The following is a 15,889-nucleotide window of genomic DNA, read 5'->3' as shown; positions in this document are numbered from 1 at the left end:
TATTTGCACTCTATAGAAATAAATCATGTCGAGCCAAAGCAAAATCATTAATGCGGTAAATTTGTGCCTCAAGCAAAAATCAAATATCGATTTTGAACTGAACCCCAAAGGGATTTGTGCAGGACTTGCTGCGTTATATATTAAATATGCCTTAGAACATAAAACCACGCAATTTTTCTCTTTACTCGACCAATTAGCTACTCTGCCTAGCAATTATCGTTTAGGTAGTAATCATGCTCTTGACAATTTCCTTATTCAAATAGAAAAAGCATTTCGTCCATCTGAATATTGCGGGTATGAAGTCCAGCAAGGTGATCTCGAAAAAATCTTAGATGTTCGCAATAAACCACTGAGTAATGAATTTAACTTAGGATTAACTACTGATGAATCATGCTGGAAAGAACTATTAAAAAAAATCAGTCGTACTAATCGCTCTTATTTTATTGCCAGTAAAAATCATGCCATCGCGTTAACCTTCCAAAATGGAAAATATGCCGTTTATGATCCCAATTACAGTAAAAAAATAAAAGAATTTGATTCAATCGATGAATTAATTAAAGAGATTAAGGAGTGTTTTGAATATACAGAGCATGCTTTCGGTTTAGCAATTCGTGCATTTGCTCATCCCAATGAAGCTCAGGAATTTTATCCTACCCATGATGAACTTCATCAAATCGCCTTTGCTCATCAAATCAATACCAATTCTAGTGCATTTGCTACCCTAGCTGGGGATATTAATACTTTAAATTATTTATTTAAAGAAAACAAAATCGAGTTAGATTCGTTGGCCAAAGAATACCTTCGCCCAGAATTTAATGATCTCTTACTGCAACGACCTAAATCTGCCGGTATCAAAAATGCTGTGCTACGAGGTATCAACGCTACTCTTCTTACAGGAACGCACAAAGAAACAGAAAAACTAATTCATCACTATCTCAAGACCTATACCAGCCTTGAAGAACAGAATGAACTAAAAGATGAAGTACAAAAACAGCTTAGTGAGCCACTATTGACTTTAATGAAAAAGAAAGCAAACTACAGCAATTTATTGAAACTTATTGACCCATTCAATCTACCCCAAAATCGAGAATATCAAACCAATTACAATCATCTGCAGCTTTTAACATTTATTCATCAAGAAGCAGATTCTAAAATAATTCATTTGTTTTTAAACAAACTTTCTCCCGAGCAAATCATCAAGCAAATTCAACATGCAGCTATTGCGAATCAACATCATGTTTTAAATTTATTATTCACACAATTAATAAATACGCAGATTGATCCTAAATCATTTCCTTCTATTTTTAACAAGAAGGTTATTGAAGAGATTGATGCAACAACCTTATCAAAACTTCTTGATATGGGTTTTATGGTCAATACCAAAGAGCCCGATTTGCTCTTCTTATGCATGCAACGCAAAGATAAATCTATTTTTGAGACTTATGCACGAGCATGGGCAAAGCAAACAAACCACTCTGAAATTTGGAAGCAAATCGACAAACATGAATACTCTTTAATAGATCTAAGAACACCACTAGGCTCAGCTTCATTGCTTAATGCACTAATTTTTCTGCGTAAAAACGAGCATATAAAACAGGCTTGGCGTAATGATATTCCAGTAGAACTAATAAAAAGTGCATTAACTAGTGCCATTTTAAATGACAACCAAGAAATGTGCTTATTTCTCCAAGAAAAGCTTAACACCCAACTTGATATGGATACTTTAGAATTTCTTTATCGAAAAGGGCTAGAAGAAGATAATTTAACCATTTTATCCACGCTCACTCAATTAAATTTCAATGTCTTACGTATGACTCAGGATATTCGTGCTTTATTGATGCTTTGCTATGATTATGACGATTATTCAATTATTGAGCGTTGTTTTGAACAAACAAGTCCTAAGATTAGAAAACTCATTTTAGAATACAGTTTAATGTGGCACATTACCCCAGTTATCAATATATGCATACAAAAAGAACCACAACTTTTTAATGAGTACCTCAATGAATCAATACAAACCCCAGCAAAACTCGCAAAGCTGAATCGAACAATTGACCGGCTTCCACCTGACACACTTTCATTAAAATTTGACGAACAAACACAAAAAAATCAAATCAAAGAATGGTGCAAAAAAAAGCTATTTCACTTAGCTAAAAAATTAGGTACAAAAATAGCATGGAAAAAAGAGGAACTGGATGAATTCATGAATGAGCTCATTCATAATAAAAATGAAAATGGAATTATCTTACTCCTAGAAATTTACCCTCAGTTAAAAGAAACCCCAGAACTTACGATTTTACTCGTACGAAATAATTTATTAAACCCTTTGACCTTTTTACTCGCCCATGACCACATTATTGATCCTGAATTAATGGAACAAATTTTCACAGCTGCTTTAATGCAAAATCATAAAAATCTAGTTACCCAATTTTTGACCAAAGGACTGATAACTCCAACAACAAAACTAAAGCAACCCCTAACAAAACTATTCCAAGAAGCTATAGAAAAAGACAGCGACGCTATAGAGCCTTTTATCCACTCTAAGTCTGATTTTGAACTTGATTATAAAGAATTATTTCTTTTTAGTTGTACTCAAAAAAAGGAAAAAACAGCAAACCAATTACTTGCTCGAGAACTGATCTTGACTGAGCCTGAACGACAACGTGCAGTTCAGCAATTATTTGGAGAACAACCTGCTTCTGAATTGTTTGAAAGAGTCTATGCCCACGGCTATGGCAGACTATATCAATTATTATTAAAAACAAATATTCAACATCCAAGAGCTTCATTGCTAAGTTCCATTAAAAATCCAGAACAAGATCCCGCATTTCAGCAAACAGAACTGTATTTAAATCCTTTAAAACGTGCGATTAAAGAAAAAAATGAACCCATTTTTAATAGCTTATTTACCCAAAGTGAACTACCTGCTGATCCCGATCATGGGGTATTAATATTTTTGAGGGATCCTCTTCTTTTTCCACGTGTCTTATCCCTATTTGCAAAAAAATACGGCTTAGAAAAATTAGTAGCCGAGGCATTAAAACACAAAGAATGGGCAGTAGTAGCTCATCTCATTGAAAAGCAAAAATTAGATGATTTGGATATCCGCCTACAACAACTTATTCAAGAACATGGAAAAGAAATTGTAAATGCTTATCTGGACAATCTCGAAGCTCATTATGATAAAATGGATGTACGCCCCCAACTGTTTAAACTCTTCAGCAATACTAACGCTCTGGCGCGATTGGCAATTCCTTATCAGGAAATCATCCAAAAAACTTTGGAACGAATTGAACTAAATATGCTCCATCATCAACTTGATTTAAACAATCAAATCTATCGTTATACTTTTAGCCATTTACCCTTTAAAATGGCGCTGGAACAAATAGCTATAGTCTTTGAAGAATGCCAAAAAATCCTCATTGAGAAACAGATCGATCTGGAACAACCCATTGAAAATCCAGACATAGTCAATGCTTTAGTACACCTTAAGACAATGATGGCAGGCCATGATATAACACCTGACTACTTGAGTGACGAACATACCGATCTCTTAGAGAAATTAATTGGAAATTCTAGATTTAAAGAGGTTTGCCAATTAGAATTAAAACTCTACTTCGTACTCAAAAACGTTCAAAAATCTTTTTCAGAACAAAGTCAAACATATCAGGAAGAATTCAATACAGCAATTAAGTCGCTTCATGAATGTTTAATGCAGAAAAAATTGCCCATTAGTTTTGTAATTCCCGAAATCCAAGCACATTTAAAAATTTATCAAAGCAAAATTACACCACTAAAACCAGTCCAAGAAAAAGAGAGGCTTGCAGCACCTCAAGAAACTACAACAACATCTTATTTAAAAACTCAAAAAGCAAGATGCATTAAATCCTTAAATCATTATCTAAAACATCGTGATCAAACGTTAAGTTACTTTTCTTACTTTTTTGATTATTATCGTGGGAAAACTCGTGCACAACATTACAAAAATTTAATTAAATCAGCGCAAAGCGAACGAGAATTACAGCTTATCGAATACGCCATTTTCGTCAATAATAATGGAACACAATTAAAAAAAGACCTACTTGCAAAGCTAAATTATGAAGATCAACACACCGCAAAAGCTTCACTCAAAGCCACCATTCGTAAGTCTTATTCAAAGTATGAATTAAAACAATTGGATAAAGTGATTGAATCCATGAATCAAAAAATTAATGCAAATGATCAAACAGCTACCATTACCTTATTTCATGATGAATTAGCCTATTTAAAAAAATTAAATACCCTTAAACAAATTTCTGGAAAGCACTCTTTTTTCCAACCTAAAAAACAAGAGCACATTGGATTTTGGCAATGGATTGCGAGCTGGTTTGGTTATACGAGTTTTTCTGAGAAAAATAGGGAAGAAGATATGGGTATGAAAACAAAATTTTAATCACTTTGCCACATTTATAAATCCTATGAATTGAATTATAATCGAAGGTATTCCATTACTTCATGGTGATTTAATAGTTTCTTAATATTAATTTTTTACCATAATTTAATAGTCATTCTAATAATGGAGGAAAATATGAACAAACCAACTAAAGTTGTTGCTCCTAAAAGTACTGAAATTACGACTGAAATTGATGGTACTCAAGATACTGAAAACAAAAAGGAAAAAGGTCGTTATGAAGACTATATTACGAATATGAAACTCCTCAAAAACAACCTTACATTTTTTAGTAGCCTTATCGAAAAAAATATTAAAAATCCTAATGATGAAAATTTAAAAGAACTGCAAAATTATGTAGAACATCTGCCACTCTGCAAATCACCAAAGTCTAATTAATGTGAGTTCGACATAAAAGGCATTTCTGTGCCATTTATGTCGCTACGATGCATTCAAACAAATTATTTATCTTTATATTGCATAAGAAGTTCAAATTTACCAATCGAACTTATAACTCCTAGTGATACTCAGCTTTCCTAAAATTCATTCCAACATAACTGACCATTAAGTACCGTGTGGTTTAATAAACATATAGACAATAATTTTCACACTTCATGGGAGACTATCATGAGAGCCAAACTAATGCGCGCTACAGTAAATTATATTAGAGGAGCGATTCTAAAAGAGACTAATATAAAGTTAATCGATCAGGGAGACACTTTAAATTCTTCAAAAGTTACAACCACTCCTTCTTCATTTAATTGGAAAGCAGACCAAGAAAATATAAAAGAATATAAAGGTTTAGAAATAGCAGAAAAATATAAAAATAATATTCTTAATGGAATGGCAATAGATATCGCAAAAACAGAGAACCCCATGTATTTTTCTATAGAGAATAGCGATGCTAATAAAGATGCTAATGAAGATGCTAATGAATATGAAGAGAGGTATAAGGCGCTGTATCCAGACCTTCTTAATGGCGATACTAAAATGTATGCCACACCAAAGTCATTACAGGATAAAGTATTCGAAGAGATAAAAAAAACATTACCCAGGGAATTATTAAGACCTTTTCTCTTAGCTGAGCCCTTTATAAGAAAGAGCTCAATGTCTGTGTTTGAAACCTCATTTAGTTTACGCGCCGGCCCTCAAGGGGTTCCTGAAACAGCAGTGGCACCCATTATAAGAAATTGCGGCTTGATGTTCGCTGCATTGATATTACTCACTCTTTATGAAACTTACAAAAGCATAACCAAAGAAATTAATGACTCTGATAATATAGCTTACAATAATTTTTTAGAAACTCAATTTATTTATAATGAAGCTCTTCCACTCCTCAAGGATATTTTTAGACAACTTGAATTGCAAAATGAATTTAAAAAAAATAAAGAGTTCAGTCAACAATTATTAACCTTATTAAATAAATGCGCTAAAGATGAGAACAACGATGTTATTTGGTCTGAGCTTAGAAATATGGCGCAAAGCTTTTTGAATAATAAACCTTTAGAACGAGTTAGACAGGATAATAAGATTCAACAAACACTTCAACATCTAGAAAAACAGGGAAATCCTTTAGCCTCCAAGTTATTAGAAATAGTAGAAATAAGAGGATTTAAAAATACAAAAACTAAATTAGAAAATAAGATCGAAAAAATGGATCAAAAAATAAAAGAAAGTGAAAAAATTGCACAAGGACTGGAGGAACAATTTAATAATAAACTTGCAAGAATAGCCAATAAAATAGCGGAGACCGAAAAGGAGCAAGAAAAAATGAAGAAGAACTTATTAATCCAATGTGGATTTAAAGAAGCCAAATCCCTGGATCCAAAAATACTAGCCCAATGTAACGAAATAAAAGAGATGCTAAAAGCAAACAAAACTGATCAGGAAGAAAAACCTAATAACTCTCTTAAGGTTTAAATCGATGAAAAATAACCAAGTCATCATGAAAAAACTCCATCATTGCAAAAGCTATTTTTCATGATGACATTCTCCCGCTTATTTCCATTCCGAATACAACAAAAATCTTTATTTTCGTCATGAATTATAATCAAGAAGCATTCCATTATTTCATGAGCATTTAACTCTTTTTAATGTTAATTTTTTATTATGTAAATTTATTTCGCCAATTAACTGGTAAACTTAATAAGTTTAATAGTAGAACCTATTGGAGGAATTATGAAAAAAACTACTGAAGTTTATTCTACTCAAGATGAAAATAAAAAGGAAGAAGATCGCTATCATGACTGTATTCAAAAGATGAAATTCCTCGAAAACAACCTCACCTTTTTTAACCAACTCTTAGATAAAGCACTAAAAAATCCAAATGATACCAATATAAATGAACTAGAAAAATATACAGAACAGTTACCATTCTCTGATAAATCAAAAGGACCTCAATAAGAGCCAAAACATTCAGAGGGTTTAGTCAATAAATTCCTCTGAATAAAGAAAAATTTTATCTTTCTCATAAGAAACACATCCTAATCAATTGAGCTCATGAATCTTCCTTTTTGGAATTCGGCATTCTTAACCCTCATTCTTATATAACCTGGCTTTAATTTTCATGTGTTTAAATAAACAATACGAACAATTAGTTAACATATTACATAAGGTGTTACCATGAGAAGTAAAATACTACAGATTGCTATACGGCTTGCTGGACAAATTGCTGAAACACAAGTGATTAGAGAAGCTCCTATAAAGAATTCGACACAGCAGTCTATACCTCCAGTGAATCCAATTCTTATACCAAATCAAGATAAAATGAATCCAAATTTTATACCTGTAGATATATCCGATATAGCTCCATTGTCAAATATAAGAAAAGAAATTGAAAGAGAGGAAAGCAAAAGAACTTTTCAAAGAGATTTTGAGAAATTTAAAGAAGATATGCTAACAGAGGGGAAGCAGTACAGCGCTAATAACTCAGCCCCACTTAGCCTAGATCAGAAAACCCATGAAGTGAAAGTAGATCCTGTAAGTGATACAAACCAAAAAACTGATCAGGCTCCTGCTAGAAGATTTACTTCAGCAAAGGGGCTGCAAGATGAAGTATTCAAGAAATCCAAAGAACAAATCCAGAACCATCGGCCATTATTGTTTCTATTCAACGTATTTGAAGGGACTTTGAAAAAATCCTCATCCCATTTATTTGAAGGTTTTTATTGCGCATTTGCTGATAAAGATGGAATACCTGATGAAAAAGCAAAATCCGTCCTAAATTTAGCTAAGTGGCTTGTACTTGCAATTATAACATTCACTCTTTATGAGTATTTCAATAAGAAATTGAATGAAGTTAAGAATCTTGATGCTCAGGCTCTTGCAAATTACTCACAAGCAAAAGATCTCTACGATAAAGCAATTTTGCTTGCCCAGGAATGTGTTCGTCAAATCAACTCAATAAATGAGTTAACGAAAAATAAAGACCTCAATGAAAATCTATTAAAACTCTTGAAGGAGTGCGCTGACTCTGAGGAAAATAATTCTATTCTCGGTATGGGTATAAATAATTTAACAGCCGTTATTGAGAGTGTAGTAAATAATAAACTCCTAGAGAGAGCCCTATTAGATGGTAAAATTGAACGAAGACTTCAATCTCTAGAAGATCAAAATCCATTAGCCTCTCTCCTCTTAGAAAAGAAAGGAGCAAAGGGATATAAAAGCACAGAAAATGCCTTGCAGTATAAAGTCGATACCCTTGATATCATCATAAACCATAAAAAGGAAGGTGTGGAATTAAGACAAAAAGAAATACAGTTGAATACAGATAGAATCGAAGAGCTAAATAGTGACACAAAAAAAATCGAGATAAAAGTACATAATAATCTATTTGTTAGAAGTGGATTCTTTAAACCTGTACATCACACTGCTATTGATAAATGCGAGCAATGTAAAGAGAAATTAAAAAACATTAAAGCCGATAATAAAGAAGAGAACAAAGAGGATGATCTCAGATTTTCAGTCGATTAAAACACTACGTTATCATGAAACGCCTTTAATAGATTTCATGAGGACATTTAACTACTCGAATTGGAAGCATCTGTTACTGATCATTATCCACGTGCTGATTAATATAAGGCTGCGCCTCTTTCAGTAATTGTCCTATATACTGCAATATTCTTGAATCAGTACGATTCTGATGACAGTACCAACATAAGACTATTTTTTCAGAAAAATCGTTTACTTCTAACTTTATTAGTTCCTGATCATAATATTGTTTAGGCAATGCACTCCAGCCTAATCCTCTCTTCACTAATTTTTTTATTGCAAGCAAAGAAAACAGCTCATGCTTCACCAAAAGTGGTAACCGTTTTTTGGAAAAAAGTTGATCTAAATTATCTCGAATAGAAAAGCCTGGTTCGGTTAAAATACAGGTATACTGCGCAAGCTTATTTAAATCAATATCTTTTTCATTTGCTAATTCATGTTTGGGCGATACAACAATGTAAAGCTCTTCTTCATAAAGTTGATTACATGTAATTGAATTATTACTCACTAGATCTTTAGTTGTTAATGCCAGATCAATCAATCCATTTTGTAATGCAGGAACAAGGTCTTTTTTCGTCATCTGTTTAATCTGAAAATTAGGCAAACTGCCGTAATTTTCATTTAAATAATCGATGAATAAGGGTAAAAACTGAAAACATGGAAGAGTTGATGTCCCTAGAATAATGGGTATTTCTGTAAGTTCAGGATTTTTTAAATTAGCAGCAGCATCACTTAGTGTATGTAAAAGTAATCGAGCATATGGAATAAGTAGCTGCCCCTCCATAGTAGGGAAAATCATGTTCCCTCTCATTTCAAATAATTTGGTTTTAAATTCATTCTCCAAATTATTAATGCGCTTGCTTATAGCAGATTGAGTAACATACAAACGTTTTGCTGCCAGAGAGTAAGAGCGGTATTCATAAACCATTAAAAATGATTTTAATTCATTAGTATTCATAATATTAGTTTCAAAAGTATGATCAATTTCAAACAAGTCACAATATACATAATTTTTTTATTTTAGCATTAATCATCCAAGTCTTATATGAGTAAGTTATGCTAAAATTAAATTTTTCATTTCCTAATGAATACGATGCAAAATGCCCTAATAAAATTCTTTCAAACTTATTCCAAAAATGAAGCTCCTTTTATGCATCAGCAACTTGCCGACTGGCGTGCCACACGTCCTCTATTAGGATTACGAATACTTCATCATGTCCCTGTCGTACCCAATACTTTGTTAAAAATTGCTTGTTTGCTTGAAGCAGGAGCTGATATCCTAGTTACAAATCCCAGTGATTTCTGCCAAGCTCACCCAAAAGCGGTCTCTTCTTTAAAAGAAGCCAATATTTCTTATGTTGAAAGACCTCTCTCGCTCATTGGCGAGAAATTTGATCTGTATTTCGATTGCGGTGCCCAACTCTATCAGTTTTTAGGATCTCCAAAGATAGGGGCGATTGAATTAACAGGCTCAGGGGATCACTTCTACCGAAACCAAAATCTTGATTTTCCCGTTATTAGCATTGATCGTACTTTAACAAAACAACTGGAAACCGTTTTCGGTTGTGCTGAAAGTAGTCATATGGCACTCATGAAACTGACAGGAATTATCCCTAGTGAAACCTCATGGATTATTTTTGGTTTTGGTAAAATTGGTCGCGGAGTAGCTTATTTTTGCAGCCAAAATAAAATTCCAGTTGTTGTTGTAGATGTATGTGAAAAACAAAGAGTTTTAGCCCAAAATCTGGGTATAAAAGCCATCAACCCTAAAAATGGTAACGAGCTTGAACGTGCATTAATTGACGCCAATATTGTGATTACTGCAACAGGTAAAAAAGCGATTTTGAATGATTATCCTCATTCGTGGTTTAGCGGCAAAATCCTAGCCAATTTAGGAGTCTATGACGAATTTGGTCCTCATTTTAGTGAGGATGAAGTATTAAATCATAAAATGCCAGTGAATTTTGTTCTCGAAGATCCCACTCCGATGAAATATATAGATCCCGAATTTTATATCCATAACCTGGCGTCATTAATGTTGCTTCATGAGAAACTGGTCAATGGCGTACATGAAATACCCAAAGATCTGGATCAAAGCATCATCCAGCGTTGGTGCGTGTATCATTCATTTCCATTGGATCTCATTAAGTTATGGTTTTATGCTCCGGAGAAATGATCACGAGATTTAGCGATTTGTTGATTTGCGCTGCATCAAAGATCCATGCCACTCATTTAACTTTTTCTCTTCTTACTGTATATTTTCCATCATTTCTGATAAAATAAAATCAATGAATTCATTGCCTTTAACAACACCCACTTCGAGTACCTCCAGAACCATTATTTGGTTGATCGGTGTATTTTTTTTATTATTCCAATTCTTTTTGCAATTATCTTCAGGAATCGTTATTGGCGCAATAATGCATGAGCAAAAACTCACAGCATTGACTGCCGGTCTTTTGAGCAGTGCTTTTTATTATGTATACACTACCATGCAAATCCCTGTTGGTCTTCTTTTTGACCGTTATAATACGCGTATTCTATTATCACTAAATGCTCTACTCTGTGCTGTAGGATGTTTTCTATTCTCTACAGGGCATAGCTTAATTACATTATTTTTAGGCCGCTTAATCATTGGTGGAGGTTCTGCATTTGCATTTGTTGGCGTAACCCGCGTTTTACGACAACATTATCCATTAAGACAATACGCTTTTATGATTGGATTGTCTGAAACTTTAGGTTTTACCGTTACTGTATTCGGTATGATTGGAATGGGATCCCTCATTAACCACATTAGCTGGCAAAACTTTATTGCTGGTGCAGGAGTTATAGGACTGTTGATCTCAGCCCTATGCTGGAATTATATTCCTAGTAATAAACCCATTATCAATAATCATGCTCAATACAAAGTACATCTTTTATTGATGCTAAAAAATAAACTCGTCTGGATGAATGGATTATTCGTTGGTTTAGAGTTTTCGGTTATTACTGTTTTTGCTGCGATGTGGGCTGTTCCTTTTCTGCAATTGAAATTAGAATGTACTCTAGAAACAGCAAGTATTCTGACTTCTATAGTTTTGTTTGGTGCGGGCTTAAGTTGCCCGATTTATGGTTGGCTCTCTATGTATTTACCTAAGCGCAAGCCATTAATCCATATTTCATGTTTATCAACCGCTATTTTATTTCTTCTTATGCTGTATTTGCCCATACACAATGCAGTCATAATGGGTATCTTACTCTTTCTTATTGGGCTTTGCTGTGGCGCTTATATGCTTGCGTTTACGATTGCAAATGAATTAGCCCCCCCGGAATCACTCTCAGCATGCACAGGCTTTACCAATACTCTAGCAATGTTGAGCGCTCCTTTGTTACAACCATTGGTCGGTTATTTGTTGGATCAGTTCAAGAAAAACACCCATCTTCATACTCTAAATGATTATCAACTTACTCTTTTAATTATTCCCGCAGCATTAATTTTGGCGAGCGTATTGTCACAATTTCTTCCAGATAAGCAGCCATAGCACCACCCACTAGGTTCTAGATAAGGCGCAAATGAACGAGGTGGAGGAGTTTACATAAAATAAATGACTGAAGCCGAGTGAGTTTGCAACGCAGTATAAAACTTAGTGGGTGGTGCTTATATTAGTGACTTAATGACTACGCATTGAGCTTAACCTCTAAAATATTCTGCGCTACCCTTTTATTTTGACTGAATGATTGTTGCATAACAACACAAAAGGCACCTTTACTTTCTTTAGAAAAACCTGCAATAGAATTTAATTGATTCTTATCTTTCAAGGTGTTTGTTAATTTTAAATTTAACTTAGGATAATTAACTCTAAGCATGCACTGATCATGATCTAATGATTTTATTGAAATAAATTGCGACATTTTTACTTTATTACCCAAAGGATCAAGCCATCCAGCAACAGCAGCACTTGTTGCATCTTTTTCTTTGAGATTTGCTGAATAAAAACCATTATCATCATTTAAATGACAAAATGTAGTGTTTATTTTATGTGAGTCTTTTTGATCATTGCTTAATATTAATTTGCCAAACCAAGTCTTATTCCCTGTAACAAATTGCTCTTTATCATCGATACGTAAATGTCCATTGAGTTGACTCGTTTGCACTGCTTGTAATTGAATTCCAGGACGCAAAGCTAAAGTTTCATTATGGTTTGCTTGCTTCAACATATCCACTTTAAAATTAAAGCCTTTCTTGTCTGTTTCCATAACTCCAAAAATCCAACTGTCATTAATAGGATTGTAACGCATAAACGAATCGCCTACATGCCAATCCAAAGATGTTGGTTGCTCTATTTTTTCTTTTCTTTCATAAAAAAATACAAGCTCATTTGTTTGTCCATCAATCAAAGCAGCTTTAGCATAAAAATCGATACCTTGACGCTGCATTTCAAAAAAATAACCGTATTTATCCCCGCTTTCATTTTTTACCATTCCGGAAAAAGTCCAACTGCCTATCATGGGATCAATAGATTGTTGTTGTGGTTGCAACGTTTTTTCGGTTTCAGTCGCAAACAATCCAGTACTAGTGTGGAATATGATTAAAAATAGAAAACAGCGAATCCAAGCAAACATAATCAGCAATAACCTTTTAACTGTTGATGTAACCACAATGCGTCCCAAAATGCATCATCCAATACAGCATCTACCGGTAAATAATGCATTCTGTCTGAACTAAATAATCGACATTTTACTGCATCTTTTTCCGTCATAATAATAAGTGATTCTACATAATCCAAATCTTCTGGCTTAAACTGATAATGATCAGGATAAGAACAGGTATTGAATTTTATCCCCAATTGCCGCAAAGTGGAATAAAAACGTTGCGGATTACCAATTCCAGCAACTGCCGCCCAAGTTCCATTTACAGTATCGGGGATAATCTCTTCTTCAGTATTTAAATTTTTAATTTTCCCAGGTTTTAGGGTCATAGAATACGCGTTTTCCCAAGTACCTTCATTCACCACAATAAAATCAACTTGCTTTAAACGGGAGGCTGTTTCTCTTAACGGTCCGGCTGGCAAACAAAGCCCGTTTCCCAAGCCGCGTGTACCATCAATCACAGCAATTTCAATAGATCTCCCCATATGATAATGCTGTAATCCATCATCACTAATAATGATGTCACTCTGATACTTTTTCAAGAGATAACGTACTGCTTGCGTTCGTTTTGGCGCAATCACTACAGGACACTTAGCTTTTTGTGCCAATAATAAGGGCTCATCACCAACTTTGAAAGGAGAGTCATTAAGTTGGACTTCATAAGGAAATTGCTTTACTGCCGCACCATACCCACGACTCACAATACCAACCCTTAATCCTTTCTGTTGTATTCTCTTAGCCAATTCAATCACTAAAGGAGTTTTACCTACCCCACCAACGGTAATATTCCCCACAATAATAAGAGGAACGGGATAATTGATTTGAAAAAAACGCTGCAAAAAATAACGTCTGACTGAAACTGCAACTTGATACCCCCAAGCCAATGGGCGTAATAACCATCGTAAGGGATGTTCTCCATACCATAACTTATCTAAAAATGAACGCATCAAGCTATAACTTCCTCTTGAACAAGACTCGTATGTTGCATTCCCTGAAGCTGAGCGTAATGCCCTTGCTTATCAAGCAATTCTTGATGAGTTCCTTGCTCTACAATACATCCATGTTGCATCACGATGATTTTATCTGCATGTTTTATTGTCGATAAACGGTGAGCAATAACGAGAGTAGTTCGGTTTTTCATGACCTCTTCTAAAGCAATTTGTATGTATCGTTCTGACTCACTGTCCAAAGCTGATGTTGCTTCATCAAGAATTAAAATGGGTGCATTCTTCAAAATAGCACGCGCAATCGCAATTCTTTGTCGCTGCCCCCCAGAAAGCAACACACCATTTTCACCCACACGAGTATCATAACCTTCAGGCAATCGGTTAATGAACTCATCGGCAAAAGCGAGCTTAGCAGCATGCATAATTTGTTGACGGCTTATATCTGAACGACCATAAGCGATATTATTAGCTAAAGTATCATTAAAAAGAGTCACATTTTGACTCACCAAGGCCATTTGCTCTCGCAAACTCGACAAACTGATTTGATTGATGGGGATGTTATCTAAAGTAATTAGACCTTCGGTTACTTCATAAAAACGAGGGATTAAACTGGCTATAGTGGTCTTACCACTTCCAGAATGACCTACTAAAGCAACAGTTTTTCCTGCTTCAACGCTAAAGCTCACATCGTGCAATACATTCTCACCTTGTCTGTATGCATAAGATACTTGCTGAAACGCCAACTCACCACGCACTCGTTGTGGCAAAATAATGCCTTGTTCCTGCTCGATTGATACATCGAGCATATTGAAAACACTTTCGGCGCCTGCCAAACCTTTTTGGATCACCGCATTGAGCGTTGTTAATGTTTTCATAGGTTTTATCAATTGTATCATCGCAGCAATAATTGCTAAAAAAGAACCTGCGGAAACAACAACTACCGTAGATAATTGAATTGCCGCTGCAATGATTGCAGCAATACCAATAGCAATGACAATTTGTACCCCCGAAACATTAAGTGCCTTGCTTGCTGCCACCTTCATATCATTTTGGCGCGAGTGTTCTATAGCTCTACTAAATTTTTCTGATTCATAAGCAATACCACCAAAAATTCGCACCACTTTATATCCTTCAATAGCTTCACTAGCAATCTCAGTAACTTCACCCATTGTTTTTTGTACTTTATGACTAATTCGTCTTACTCGTTTATTCGTGAAATTAACAATGAAGCCCACAAAAGGAATGGTTAAGAGAAACATGAGTGATAATTGCCAGCAAATAACAAACATTACGGTAAGAAAACCAACAATTAAACAGATATTTTGGACAATATCGGTTAAAGCATCTGCACTCACTTGAGCAACTTGTTCCACATCATAAAGGATTTTGGAAAGCATTTGCCCTGAAGTCGCTTGGTCATAAAAATCAGCAGGTAAACGAAGAATATGATTAAATACTTTTTCTCTTAATACCTTAACCACTGATCGAGCAACCCAGGTCATACAATAACTACCTAAAGAGCTAACTAGACCTCTCAAAGTAATCCCTATCAATACGATATAAGGGATTTTCTTAATGAAATCCATATCGACATTAATAAAACTCTTGTCAAAAAAGGGACGCATCATGTAAGTAAACCCAGCATCAATCAGGGAGTACAACATATTGGCGAAAACACCTAATGCCAGTATTGGCCAAAACGGTTTTACATAAGTGAGTAGACGTTTGTATAAAATACTGGTTTTAACAGTGGGTTTCTTTTTCATGAATTATAGTTCAACCGAAAAATGGAACTATTGTAACTGTTATTACTTCGAAGTGCTAATGCTTGGTTCATTAGACTTCTTTTCAAACTCGCTGTAGTGAGGCAAGTACGAGGAGAAACAGAGCACAGAAC

General features: G+C 34.5%; 11 protein-coding genes. 7 read left to right on the top strand and 4 right to left on the bottom strand.

Features of this window, described 5'->3' with window-relative positions; translation table 11 throughout:
• Window positions 1-25: 25 nt before the first annotated feature.
• The 5 genes from Lgra_RS08475 (at window position 26) to Lgra_RS08455 (ending at window position 8,401) form a co-directional block, all read left to right on the top strand.
• Complete coding sequence (locus tag Lgra_RS08475) at window positions 26-4,432, top strand: hypothetical protein (protein WP_058498832.1); 4,407 nt, start codon at window positions 26-28, stop codon at window positions 4,430-4,432.
• Window positions 4,433-4,567: 135 nt separating this feature from the next.
• Complete coding sequence (locus Lgra_RS08470; RefSeq protein ID WP_058498831.1) at window positions 4,568-4,828, top strand: hypothetical protein; 261 nt, start codon at window positions 4,568-4,570, stop codon at window positions 4,826-4,828.
• A 228-nt stretch (window positions 4,829-5,056) separates the two neighbouring features.
• Entirely contained in the window at window positions 5,057-6,349 is a 1,293-nt protein-coding gene (locus Lgra_RS08465) for a hypothetical protein (protein WP_058498830.1), read from the top strand.
• Window positions 6,350-6,607: 258 nt separating this feature from the next.
• Window positions 6,608-6,832, top strand: a complete 225-nt coding sequence (locus Lgra_RS08460) for a hypothetical protein (protein ID WP_058498829.1) — start codon at window positions 6,608-6,610, stop codon at window positions 6,830-6,832.
• Window positions 6,833-7,051: 219 nt separating this feature from the next.
• Window positions 7,052-8,401, top strand: coding sequence for a hypothetical protein (locus Lgra_RS08455; RefSeq protein ID WP_058498828.1), 1,350 nt, complete (start codon window positions 7,052-7,054; stop codon window positions 8,399-8,401).
• A 73-nt stretch (window positions 8,402-8,474) separates the two neighbouring features.
• Here Lgra_RS08455 and Lgra_RS08450 read toward each other — a convergent pair whose 3' ends face one another.
• Window positions 8,475-9,377, bottom strand: a complete 903-nt coding sequence (locus tag Lgra_RS08450; RefSeq protein ID WP_058498827.1) for a LysR family transcriptional regulator — start codon at window positions 9,375-9,377, stop codon at window positions 8,475-8,477.
• A gap of 135 nt (window positions 9,378-9,512) precedes the next feature.
• On the opposite strand from Lgra_RS08450, the gene Lgra_RS08445 reads away from it, so the two are divergent.
• Both Lgra_RS08445 and Lgra_RS08440 read left to right on the top strand, forming a co-directional pair.
• Complete coding sequence (locus Lgra_RS08445) at window positions 9,513-10,595, top strand: Rossmann-fold NAD(P)-binding domain-containing protein (RefSeq protein ID WP_058498826.1); 1,083 nt, start codon at window positions 9,513-9,515, stop codon at window positions 10,593-10,595.
• 112 nt (window positions 10,596-10,707) lie between these two features.
• On the top strand, window positions 10,708-11,937 hold the full coding sequence (locus Lgra_RS08440) for an MFS transporter (RefSeq protein ID WP_083502882.1): 1,230 nt from the start codon (window positions 10,708-10,710) through the stop codon (window positions 11,935-11,937).
• A 136-nt stretch (window positions 11,938-12,073) separates the two neighbouring features.
• Here Lgra_RS08440 and Lgra_RS08435 read toward each other — a convergent pair whose 3' ends face one another.
• Genes Lgra_RS08435 through msbA form a run of 3 tightly spaced genes read right to left on the bottom strand, consistent with a single transcriptional unit; the run spans window position 12,074 to window position 15,758 of the window.
• Window positions 12,074-13,018 (bottom strand): hypothetical protein, encoded by a 945-nt coding sequence (locus Lgra_RS08435; RefSeq protein ID WP_058498825.1) that lies wholly within the window; start codon window positions 13,016-13,018, stop codon window positions 12,074-12,076.
• A 2-nt stretch (window positions 13,019-13,020) separates the two neighbouring features.
• On the bottom strand, window positions 13,021-13,992 hold the full coding sequence (gene lpxK, locus Lgra_RS08430; protein WP_058498824.1) for a tetraacyldisaccharide 4'-kinase: 972 nt from the start codon (window positions 13,990-13,992) through the stop codon (window positions 13,021-13,023).
• On the bottom strand, window positions 13,992-15,758 hold the full coding sequence (gene msbA, locus Lgra_RS08425) for a lipid A export permease/ATP-binding protein MsbA (RefSeq protein ID WP_058498823.1): 1,767 nt from the start codon (window positions 15,756-15,758) through the stop codon (window positions 13,992-13,994). Before msbA ends, lpxK begins: the two co-directional genes overlap by 1 nt.
• Window positions 15,759-15,889: the final 131 nt, after the last annotated feature.

The sequence above is a fragment of the Legionella gratiana genome (assembly GCF_001467695.1).
Lineage (GTDB): Bacteria > Pseudomonadota > Gammaproteobacteria > Legionellales > Legionellaceae > Legionella > Legionella gratiana.
This window is presented reverse-complemented; position numbering and strand designations above follow the sequence as displayed.

Bases quoted from the DNA above. Each gene is read 5' to 3' on its own strand.
- Lgra_RS08470 (WP_058498831.1), top strand. From the start codon at position 4,568: ATGAACAAACCAACTAAAGTTGTTGCTCCTAAAAGTACTGAAATTACG.
- Lgra_RS08445 (WP_058498826.1), top strand. From the start codon at position 9,513: ATGCAAAATGCCCTAATAAAATTCTTTCAAACTTATTCCAAAAATGAA.
- msbA (WP_058498823.1), bottom strand. From the start codon at position 15,758: ATGAAAAAGAAACCCACTGTTAAAACCAGTATTTTATACAAACGTCTA.
- Lgra_RS08450 (WP_058498827.1), bottom strand. From the start codon at position 9,377: ATGAATACTAATGAATTAAAATCATTTTTAATGGTTTATGAATACCGC.
- Lgra_RS08440 (WP_083502882.1), top strand. From the start codon at position 10,708: ATGAATTCATTGCCTTTAACAACACCCACTTCGAGTACCTCCAGAACC.
- lpxK (WP_058498824.1), bottom strand. From the start codon at position 13,992: ATGCGTTCATTTTTAGATAAGTTATGGTATGGAGAACATCCCTTACGA.
- Lgra_RS08475 (WP_058498832.1), top strand. From the start codon at position 26: ATGTCGAGCCAAAGCAAAATCATTAATGCGGTAAATTTGTGCCTCAAG.
- Lgra_RS08455 (WP_058498828.1), top strand. From the start codon at position 7,052: ATGAGAAGTAAAATACTACAGATTGCTATACGGCTTGCTGGACAAATT.
- Lgra_RS08435 (WP_058498825.1), bottom strand. From the start codon at position 13,018: ATGTTTGCTTGGATTCGCTGTTTTCTATTTTTAATCATATTCCACACT.
- Lgra_RS08460 (WP_058498829.1), top strand. From the start codon at position 6,608: ATGAAAAAAACTACTGAAGTTTATTCTACTCAAGATGAAAATAAAAAG.
- Lgra_RS08465 (WP_058498830.1), top strand. From the start codon at position 5,057: ATGAGAGCCAAACTAATGCGCGCTACAGTAAATTATATTAGAGGAGCG.